The sequence below is a fragment of the Bradyrhizobium sp. genome (assembly GCF_049581145.1).
Classification (GTDB): Bacteria; Pseudomonadota; Alphaproteobacteria; order Rhizobiales; family Xanthobacteraceae; genus Bradyrhizobium.
Genome location: NZ_JBAURI010001020.1, coordinates 1 through 9,203 on the forward strand (window position 1 = coordinate 1; position 9,203 = coordinate 9,203).

At 62.7% G+C, this 9,203-nt stretch carries 10 protein-coding genes, 1 tRNA gene and 1 pseudogene; 7 read left to right on the forward strand and 5 right to left on the reverse strand.

The window, feature by feature from the left end:
• Positions 1 to 243 precede the first annotated feature (243 nt).
• Complete coding sequence (locus WCB02_RS33035) at positions 244 to 1,467, reverse strand: serine hydrolase domain-containing protein (RefSeq protein WP_423964996.1); 1,224 nt, start codon at positions 1,465 to 1,467, stop codon at positions 244 to 246.
• A 170-nt stretch (positions 1,468 to 1,637) separates the two neighbouring features.
• Here WCB02_RS33035 and WCB02_RS33040 point away from each other — a divergent pair.
• Positions 1,638 to 1,713: transfer RNA gene (locus WCB02_RS33040), tRNA-Trp, on the forward strand.
• Between the two features lie 411 nt (positions 1,714 to 2,124).
• Here the strand turns inward: WCB02_RS33040 and WCB02_RS33045 are convergent.
• The 3 genes from WCB02_RS33045 to WCB02_RS33055 form a co-directional block, all read right to left on the reverse strand.
• Positions 2,125 to 2,319, reverse strand: coding sequence for a hypothetical protein (locus WCB02_RS33045; protein WP_423964998.1), 195 nt, complete (start codon positions 2,317 to 2,319; stop codon positions 2,125 to 2,127).
• Between the two features lie 223 nt (positions 2,320 to 2,542).
• Complete coding sequence (locus WCB02_RS33050) at positions 2,543 to 3,535, reverse strand: MBL fold metallo-hydrolase (protein WP_423965000.1); 993 nt, start codon at positions 3,533 to 3,535, stop codon at positions 2,543 to 2,545.
• 74 nt (positions 3,536 to 3,609) lie between these two features.
• Complete coding sequence (locus tag WCB02_RS33055; protein WP_423965017.1) at positions 3,610 to 4,083, reverse strand: hypothetical protein; 474 nt, start codon at positions 4,081 to 4,083, stop codon at positions 3,610 to 3,612.
• On the opposite strand from WCB02_RS33055, the gene WCB02_RS33060 reads away from it, so the two are divergent.
• Positions 4,042 to 4,605 (forward strand): CAP domain-containing protein, encoded by a 564-nt coding sequence (locus WCB02_RS33060; RefSeq protein ID WP_423965015.1) that lies wholly within the window; start codon positions 4,042 to 4,044, stop codon positions 4,603 to 4,605. The two genes, WCB02_RS33055 and WCB02_RS33060, sit on opposite strands and share 42 nt — an antisense overlap.
• Positions 4,606 to 4,728: 123 nt before the next feature.
• Here the strand turns inward: WCB02_RS33060 and WCB02_RS33065 are convergent, their stop codons facing one another.
• Positions 4,729 to 4,965, reverse strand: a complete 237-nt coding sequence (locus WCB02_RS33065; protein WP_423965003.1) for a DUF2934 domain-containing protein — start codon at positions 4,963 to 4,965, stop codon at positions 4,729 to 4,731.
• A 232-nt stretch (positions 4,966 to 5,197) separates the two neighbouring features.
• Between WCB02_RS33065 and WCB02_RS33070 the strand changes: the two genes are divergently transcribed.
• The 5 genes and pseudogenes from WCB02_RS33070 to WCB02_RS33090 all read left to right on the forward strand — a co-directional run.
• Complete coding sequence (locus tag WCB02_RS33070) at positions 5,198 to 7,240, forward strand: hypothetical protein (protein ID WP_423965005.1); 2,043 nt, start codon at positions 5,198 to 5,200, stop codon at positions 7,238 to 7,240.
• Positions 7,241 to 7,466: 226 nt separating this feature from the next.
• Positions 7,467 to 7,658, forward strand: a complete 192-nt coding sequence (secE, locus tag WCB02_RS33075) for a preprotein translocase subunit SecE (RefSeq protein ID WP_423965007.1) — start codon at positions 7,467 to 7,469, stop codon at positions 7,656 to 7,658.
• Entirely contained in the window at positions 7,658 to 8,215 is a 558-nt protein-coding gene (gene nusG / locus WCB02_RS33080; protein ID WP_423965009.1) for a transcription termination/antitermination protein NusG, read from the forward strand. The genes secE and nusG overlap by 1 nt, the downstream gene beginning before the upstream one ends.
• A 238-nt stretch (positions 8,216 to 8,453) precedes the next feature.
• Complete coding sequence (gene rplK / locus WCB02_RS33085) at positions 8,454 to 8,882, forward strand: 50S ribosomal protein L11 (RefSeq protein ID WP_423965012.1); 429 nt, start codon at positions 8,454 to 8,456, stop codon at positions 8,880 to 8,882.
• A gap of 6 nt (positions 8,883 to 8,888) precedes the next feature.
• Positions 8,889 to 9,203: pseudogene (locus tag WCB02_RS33090) on the forward strand (50S ribosomal protein L1); the annotation flags it as partial.

A 9,203-nucleotide genomic window follows, 5' to 3' on the forward strand; every position in this document is an offset into this window, starting at 1 on the left:
ACACGGCCTGGCAAGCAGCGAGACAGTCTCGATGAAGAAACCACCGACTGGAGAGCCGTATGCGGGAAAACCGCCCGTACGGTTCGGAGGGCGGGGTCGGCGAAAGTCGATCCCGACCCCTATCATACCGGGTGATGTATCGGGTGTGAAAGGTGGCGGACGCTCTTCGTGACATCAACCCCTGTGGTTGTGGGTCCCGGCGTTCGCCGGGACGACGCATTCTCCTTGGCGCGCCGCTCCGCCTCACTCCACCGCGGCGTACACCAGGCTGCGCAGCAGGGTGCGGAAATATTCGCGCTGGCCCGGCCCCTGCGACATGAACACCGCGAACAGATCCTCCTTCGGATCGATCCAGAAGAAGGTGCCGGCCATGCCGCTCCAGAAGAACTGGCCGGGCGAGCCCGCGAACGGCGCCATGCCGGCGTGCGTACGCACGGCAAAGCCGAGGCCGAAGCCGTGGCCGTCGGGCAATAGCGTGCCCTTGATCGCCACATGCGGGCCAAGATGGTCGGAGGCCATCAGTTCGAGCGTCTTGCGGCCGATGATCCTGGTGCCGTCGAGCGTGCCGCCATTGAGCAGCATCTGGCAGAAGCGGGCGTAGTCCATCGTGGTCGAGACCAGCCCGCCGCCGCCGGATTCCATCGCCGGCTTTTCCAGCATGTTGAACAGCTGCACGGTCTCGCCGGACCACGGATCGGTCGGGAACGGCTCGGCGAGGCGGCCGGCATGGGCGTCGCCGGCGTGGAACGCGGTCTCCGCCATCTGCAGCGGCGCGAGGATCCGCTCGGTCAGGAAGGCCGAGAGCGGCTTGCCGCTGACGACCTCGATGATGCGGCCGAGAATGTCGGTGGAGCGGCTGTAGTTCCATTCCGCGCCGGGCTGGCAGACCAGCGGCAGGCCGGCAACGATCGCCGCATGCTCGGCATTGGTGATCTTGCGGCTGCGCAGCCGCGTCTCCCGGTAAAGCTGCTGCACCAGGCTGTTGCCGGTGTGATCGTAGGTGATACCCGAGGTGTGCCGCAACAGGTCCTGCACCGTGATCGGCCGCGCGAGCGGGACGAGCTCGAGCTTGCCGCCGGTCTCGACGCCGACCTTCTGGCCTGCGAATTCCGGGATGAACTTGGCGACGGGGTCGGTGAGCAGCAGATGCCCGTCTTCCAGCAGCATCGCGATGCCGACCGAAACGATCGGCTTGGTCATGGAGAAGATGCGGAAGATCGAATCCCTGGCCATCGGCGCGTCCGCTGCCGGGCTTTGCCGGCCGATCGCGTCGAACCAGCCGATTTCGCCGCCTCGCGCCACCATCACGGTGACGCCGGGGATGGTTCCCTTGTCGACCTCGCGCCTGAAGGCATCCGACATGACCTGCAGCCGGGGCGTCGACAGCCCGATCGATTCCGGTTTGGCGTGCGGGAGCGGGGGTGTCTGCGGGGCGCTGGCGGGTTTGGCGGCGGTTTGCGCGGTCATGGGTCTCTCCCGTTGCTTGTCATGTCGTTTCTCATGGGATGGGCCGAAGTCTGGCCCAGAACGCTAGGATTGAACAGGCGTTGGCCCGCTTCGCCCTTGCAAATGGGCCGCAGCCTATGCTTCAAACGGCCCGGATCGGCGGCGGCGCGAACCGCCGTCCGAAACGCGCTAGGAGTGTAGCTCAATTGGTAGAGCACCGGTCTCCAAAACCGGGGGTCGTAGGTTCGAGCCCTACCACTCCTGCCACCATTTCAAAGGCTTAGCCGATCTCATTCTGTTCTTTAAGCTCGGTGGACAAATGGCTGAAAACTCGGCAATTGCCTCCGCGACCTTGGCCTCGGCCTTCTTGGTCCACCGCGCGGAGCTCCGAAGAAGCGTGACGGGTCGTCATGCCCAGCCTGGGCAGCGACCACATGGAGCGCCATCCGCTTGTCCAACAGCACCGTCAGATGGCTCGCTCTGATCCAATGGAATTTGAGCGGATAGTCAGCACAGGTATGAGCTGTCCGATGCAAGGCCATCGGTACGGTCACCCGCGCGGCCCCCAATTCGGCGATGGCCTTGGCGACGACCTCCCGCGCGTCGCGGATTGCCTCAGCGTCCGGTCCATGAGAGGCGGCGCTGACCGCTCCCGAGCGGGCTGTGGTCCATGCAGCGCTACTTGTGGACTCTCGGCGCGTCGTGGCCCTTTGGAGGGCTGAGGAAATCCAGCATTGCTATTGCGAAACGCTCTTCCGAGAGACGTTTTTCGATATATTGCCGTTCGGTCTCAGTCAGATGGGTCTCGAGTAATCTCAAATAGCGATCGAGGTTGTTTTGATGGGCATTCAAACGAGACATTCGCTCATCCATCACGCATCTCCCCACTAGACCGTCTTTTGAATATTCCCTTCACTTAGCGACATGTTCTGAACTGTATTTGACAGCCTTCGCCGATAGCGAGGCATTTCGGCAGAAACCCGTAGTCTTACGGGCGAGCGTGCATCCTCCGCGAAAGCAAATGGCGGTCCGATATCCGAGGCGCTTCAGCGCCTGCCGTCGCCCGGCCCGATGACATTGCTCTCGGGGCACGATTTCAGGGTTGACGACCATGAGCGACGTTGATTCCCGTGTCGAAACACACGGGCTCGCGATATTCGCGCGATATCGTGACGAGCCGCGGATTGGCATCCTTCAAGGCCTGAAAGATCGGCTCGGTCGCACGCCAGAGCGGTGCGTGACCGCTGACGGGTGCGTCGTGGTGCGCTGGAATGAAGACGTCCGGCCTGTACAGCCGCATATATTCGAGCGCCTGGTCCTGGGTCGGTGGATTGAGAAAATCCGCTGAGACAGCAGCCAAGGCCAAATCCACACCAGGCAAGTCGCGCATGGCTTCTCTTTCATCGTCCGTTACGCGACCACCGCTGTCGCGATACATGATGCGGAAACCGTCATCGAGCGTGATGAGGTATGCGATCGTGCCCTCCGTGATCACGCGGGGGTCAAAGGTCCCGCGGTCCATGATCGTCTTCTCTTCAACCTTCTCGGCGTCGCTTGGTTTTGGCGTTAGCTCGTCGAGCGCATGTTGCATGACCTCGGCGATGTGCTTGTCAGGCCTGCCGTGCAGAGCGAGAATCGGCTGGACCGTGAAGTCGCCGAATTTCAGGAGTTCGCCGCCCTTGCCGGTGACGGAGCGGATCTGCGCATCCGGCACCGATTGGGTTTTCAGCTTATCGGCCGTGATCGGCGCCCCCACGAGCAAGGCCCCTGTGCGCAAGCCCACCGAGGCTGCATCCGACATGTGGTCGAAGTGCGCGTGTCCAATCAGGATCACATCGGCTTTGACGACGTCGGCGGCGTGGAACCCGAGCGGTGGCCATTCTTCTCCGCGGTCGAAAAACGCATCGAGCAGAATGATCTTACCCTTGTAGGAGAGTTCAAAGTTCGAAACGCCAATCCAGCGAACGGCAAGCGTCGTGGGATCACGCGGCGCCGGGCCGCCGGTCGATGCCAGTTTTGTATCGAAGCACGCCGGATCCCTGGGGGCAGCGGCGGTCGCCGATTTCTCGAAGACGAAATTGGTCTCCATGCGCGGATCGACAAATGGGGCCGCGAACGCGGCTGGGCCAAGCAAGAGAGCGATCAGGGTGAGACATGGAAACGTCATTCGATACATTGTGCCACCTTTGTAGAGTCGCCATCATCGTCAGACGCGCCGAAGAGGCCGGCAGAAACGCGAGAAATCGATCCGGTTCGCGAAAGCGCGAAACGATGCACGAAGCCGAGAGCGAACGACAGAACATGAAATACGGCCGGACAGAACGAAACGCCAAAAGCTGGTATGGACACGACTCCAAAACCGGGGCTCGCAGGTTCCAGCCCTACCACTCCTGCCAGCCGGATCAAACACTTGAACCCCAATATCGAACGGATGGTTGCAGGCAGCGGGCCGGGAACAGGCCGACCGATGCGCGCGCCCTTCAGACCAGTCACCGAAAGCGATCTGCTGCGCACCCGAAAGCCCGCGGCGGACAGCGCGGCGACCGCGCGTGGCGGTTGAAAACAGCCGTGCGATCCGCCGCTTTCCTCGTTTCCCTGTGGCTCGCGCTCGGCCTTTGCAGTTCGGCCCTCGCGCAAGCTGCGCCCGCAGCGCCAGCCAAGAGTCCGGCCAAGAGTCCAGCCAGGAGTCCGGCGGAGATGATCTCGAACTTCCGCCTCGAACATGGCGAGGGACGGGTCACTCTGGATGCCACGCTCAACCGGATTGCGCATGAGCAGGCCGTCGCCATGGCCTCGAAGGACGTGCTCGACCATGGCGTGCTCGGGTCATTTTCCTCGCGCGTCGCCGCGTCGAAGGCCGAACGCGCCGCCGAGAACATCGCCTATGGCTATGACAATTTCCCAAAGACGCTGGGGCAGTGGATCGATTCGCCGGAGCACCGGAAAAACCTGCTGATGCATGGCGCCTCGAAGGTCGGCATCGCCAGCGCCAGGAGCGCGACAACCCGGCGAACCTATTGGGCGATGGAGATTGCGGGCGGCTATGAACGGCCCCCGACCCCGTTACGGCAGGCGAAACTGGCGAGACCGGCAAAACCGGAGCCGACCCGCCACACCGAACGGAGCTGTCACATCAAGCTCATGGCACTGTGCCTGTAGGACCGTTCGATCAGACCGTTCGACTGATCACGGCGTCAACGGGGAGCCGAGCTTCCCCGTCTGCTGATCACGGCGTCGCCATCGTCACGGGTCCGACGCCCGCGTGACGAGACCGGCATGGAGTCAGGCAGCTTCTGTCTTGGCTTCTGTCTTGGCTTTTTTCGATCGGAACAGCCTGGTCTTTTTCGCGGGCTTGGCGGCAGGCGCCGCGGCCGCGTCGCTGACCGGGCTCTCGACGGCGCTGACGAGGATTTCACGCTGGGCATTCAGCCAGTAGATGTCGGCATTGCCCTCGGGCTGACCGTCGGCGATCCAGAGATGGTAGGCACGTTCGCGAATGGTTTCGTCCAGATTTGGCATGGGAAACTCCCTGATGATGATTGCGCCCAGCCCCGGCCCCGGTACGATTGCACTCTATGGTTAATAAAACCTTACCACTCGCGTGCAGTGCGAAGGGAAGCGCGGGAAGGGCGGTCCCTCGCTTCGCCCTCACGGCCGCCGGGCCGCGTTTGACGTCGACAGCGCCGGTATCCCGTGAAATAAGCCGGCGGGGTCGGCGCGAAGCGACAGGCTGAAATTGGGGACGGGGGTTATGCTTTCTGGTGTTGCGCCGGTGAAATGGCGCGCTGTTCATGGTGTCGTGCTCGCAGGGATCGTGCTGGCGGTCATCTTCTGGGGCAATCTGTTCCGGTTCCATCCGTTGATGATCGATCGCAGCTACGACGATACATCGGAGCAACTGGTGATCGGCCGGATGGCGCGCTCCACGGCTGACGGCCTGACCTCCGGAAATGCCGATGTCGGCCTCAATTATTTTCCGGACCAGGATCGCTCGACCTACTACGATGCCCAGCAGCGATATTTCGAGGATCCGTCGCTGATCCACGCCGAGCATCCGCTATGGGGGCCGTATCCCAGCCATTTCGGCCTGCAGGGGATCGTCTTCTCGTTGATCGATGCGGTCGATCCGCTGCCCCGCAAGCTCCGGATCGGGTTCTATCATTTCCTGGCCTCGCTGTTTGCCGCGGGCGTCCTGGTCTGGATCGCGGACATCCTGCGCCGACGCTTCGGCTGGCCGGCGTTTTTCGGATTCCTGATTCCGGTGGCGCTGGAGCCGATGTTTTCCGCTTTGGCACCCAATCTCTATTGGGTGGTCGGCACCTGGTTCATACCGATGGCCGTTGCCATGCTGCTCGCCGACGAGGACGAACCCAGGCGCAGGGCGCGGCTGATCCTGCTGGTTTTCCTCTTCATTCTGGTGAAATGCCTGTGCGGTTACGAGTTCACCTCGACCGTCATTCTCGCTGCCGCGGTCGGCTGCCTGCTCGGCGTGCGCGACACCCCCGACAGGCTTTCGCGCATGCTGGGCAACGTGACCTGGACCGTGAGCGCCGGCGTCGCCGGATTCGTCGTGGCGGCATTCGCCCATGCGGCGCGCCAGGGCGGTTTCGCGGTGCTGGCCACCAAAGCCGCCAACCGCATGACCGGCGATGCGACCTCGCTGCAGGATGAGCTGTTGTTTGGCAAGTTTGCCTCGATCGGCTCGGTGCTTGCGACCTATCTCGGCAGCAATTTCATCGCGCTGATCAAGAGTTTTGGCGTCCTGCTGGCGTTGCTGACGGTCACGGCGCTGCTCTCGCTGCTCGACGGCAGGCTGAACTGGTGGCTCGGCACCGAGCGCAGGAAACTGCAGATCCTGGCGCTCGCCTTCCTGGCCTCGCTGGCTGCGCCTTTGTCCTGGTTCGTGCTGGCCAAGGCCCATTCCTTCGTCCATCCCCACATCGACATGATCATGTGGTACCTGCCGACGATCCCGCTGGGGTGTGCGCTGGTCGGCGTCGCGCTGGCCCAGACCATCGAGCATGCCGCGCTGTGGCGGGCCGACCTGGCAAGGAGCTTCATGACCGCGGCGATCCCCCTGGTCGTGATCGGCGGGGTTGTCGCGATCTATTTTGCCGACAGGACCATTTTGACCCAGGCCACCTGGGCGATCTCGGAACACGCCAACGGCGTTCCGATCTTCGAAACCACCGACCACAGCCTCGATTTCAGGATGACCGGCCAGTGGTTCATGGTGAGCTATGAATGCCGCGTCGCCAATGCGGGCGAGACCTTCTTCATCCGGACCGAGGACGGTGACAACGTCCACGACGCCGTTTTCCGGCTGGCCGACAAGCAGGTGTTCTCGATGAAGGGCAAGTGCATCGCGGCCGAGCCCAAGACCGATCAGCGCTTCCAAAAAATCCATTTTGGGCAGACATCGGATCAGCGGGTGATGTGGGAGCGCGAAGTGAAGTTCGACTATCCCGATACGTTGACGACGGAGCCGCTGACCAATGTGGACTGGGATCGCGGCATCAGCCGGTCTTCCGGAACCGAACTTCTGGTGCCGACCGAGACGTTCGCCGGCCTTTTCCTGCGCAAGGGGGATCACGTCCAGCTCCCGGCCTCCGAGTCGCACACGGTGACGGGGATCGTCCCGCTCGGGCCATCCACGGTCATCACGCTCGATGGGCCGCCGATCAGGCTGGCGGAGGGCATCGTCCCATCGTTTGGGATCAGCCGGAATGACGTCAAAATCGCCCGGCCGGCGGACGACGGGCCACCGGCCGCCGGCCGTTCGGGGCCGGAATAGGCCGGTTTTCTGCCTCATCTTGACCTTTGCCGATCCAGGCAGTACATAGCGGCACCTGCAGCCGGCCCGCCCTGGGCGGATATCCGGCGCGGCTTCATCCCCGAACAAACGAGTCCGCTTGCCGGCTCATCCTTCGCAAGAAGGCTGGGCCCGAGAGGGCTGGGTCAAGTCGGCTGTTCGGGTTTTCTTGAAACAGTATTCGTCTGGCGACGGAATCGGACTAACGATGGCTTTCAGCCCGTTCAAATTCCTACAGGAAGTGCGTTCGGAGACCGCCAAGGTCACCTGGCCGACCCGCCGCGAGACCACGGTCACCACGATCATGGTGTTCGTGATGGTTGCGTTGGCGTCGGTTTTCTTTTTCGCCGCGGATCAGATCATCCGCTATCTGGTCACCATGATATTGGGTATCCACTGATGGCCACTGCCGCATTTCAGCAGGCGACGGACAAGCGCTGGTACATCGTCCACGCCTATTCGAATTTCGAGAAGAAGGTCGCCGAATCGATCCGCGAGCAGGCCAAGCAGCGCGGGCTCGAGGAACTGTTCGAACAGGTGCTGGTGCCGACCGAGAAGGTCACGGAAGTCCGCCGTGGCCGCAAGATCGACGCCGAGCGCAAGTTCTTCCCCGGCTACGTGCTGGTGAAGATGAAATTGACCGATGAGGCCTTCCACCTCATCAAGAACACGCCGAAAGTGACCGGCTTCCTCGGCGCGGAAAACAAGCCGATGCCGATCTCGGAGGCCGAGGCCATGCGCATCCTGCACCAGGTGCAGGAGGGCGTGGAACGGCCCAAGGCCTCGGTGTCGTTCGAGATCGGCGAGAACGTGCGCGTGGCCGACGGCCCGTTCGCCTCGTTCTCGGGCGTGGTCGAGGAAATCGACGAGGCGCGCTCGCGCGTGAAGGTCGCGGTATCGATCTTCGGCCGCGCCACCCCGGTCGAACTGGAATTCGGTCAGGTCGAAAAGGTCTGATCGTTCGCTAACCTCTCCCCTTGGGGGGGAGAGATCGGATTGCGCGAAGCGCAATCCGGGTGAGGGGCCCCTCCGCGAATCCGGGGGCTGCCTCTGATCCCGACCTTCTCCCGAAAAAGCTCGGGCGGGGGACAACAGCCGTGGAAGGGGACTGACGGTCGCCAGCCGTCATGCGAACCGCACCACGGTCCTGTGAAGCTTTCGCGGAATCCTCCGCAGGCAACATGAGGAGCGACGAATGGCAAAGAAAGTGACCGGTTTCCTGAAATTGCAGGTGCCGGCCGGTGCGGCGAACCCTTCGCCCCCGATCGGTCCCGCGCTTGGTCAGCGCGGTCTCAACATCATGGAATTCTGCAAGGCGTTCAACGCGCAGACGCAGAAGGAAGAGAAGAACACCCCGATCCCCGTGGTCATCACCATCTATGCGGACCGGTCCTTCACTTTCGAGCTGAGGACGCCGCCGATGTCCTACTTCCTCAAGCAGGCCGCGAAAATCCAGTCCGGCTCGAAGCTGCCGGGCCGCGACAAGGCCGGCAAGGTGACGAAGGATCAGGTGCGCGAGATCGCCGAGAAGAAGATGAAGGATCTCAATTGCGATACCATCGAATCGGCCATGAAGATGGTCGAGGGCTCCGCCCGTTCGATGGGTCTGGAAGTTGCGGGGTAACCGGTCATGGCAATTGGAAAACGTTTGAAGAAGGCCCGCGAAGGCGTTGATCGCGAGAAGCTCTACCCGCTCGCCGAGGCCATCAAGATGGTCAAGGAACGCGCCAAGTCGAAATTCGACGAGACCATCGAGCTCGCGATCAATCTCGGCGTCGATCCGCGTCACGCCGACCAGATGGTCCGCGGCGTCGTCACCCTGCCGAACGGCACCGGCCGCACCTTGCGCGTCGGCGTGTTCGCGCGCGGAGCCAAGGCGGAAGAAGCCAAGGCTGCGGGTGCCGACGTCGTTGGCGCCGAAGACCTCGTCGAGAAGGTGCAGGGC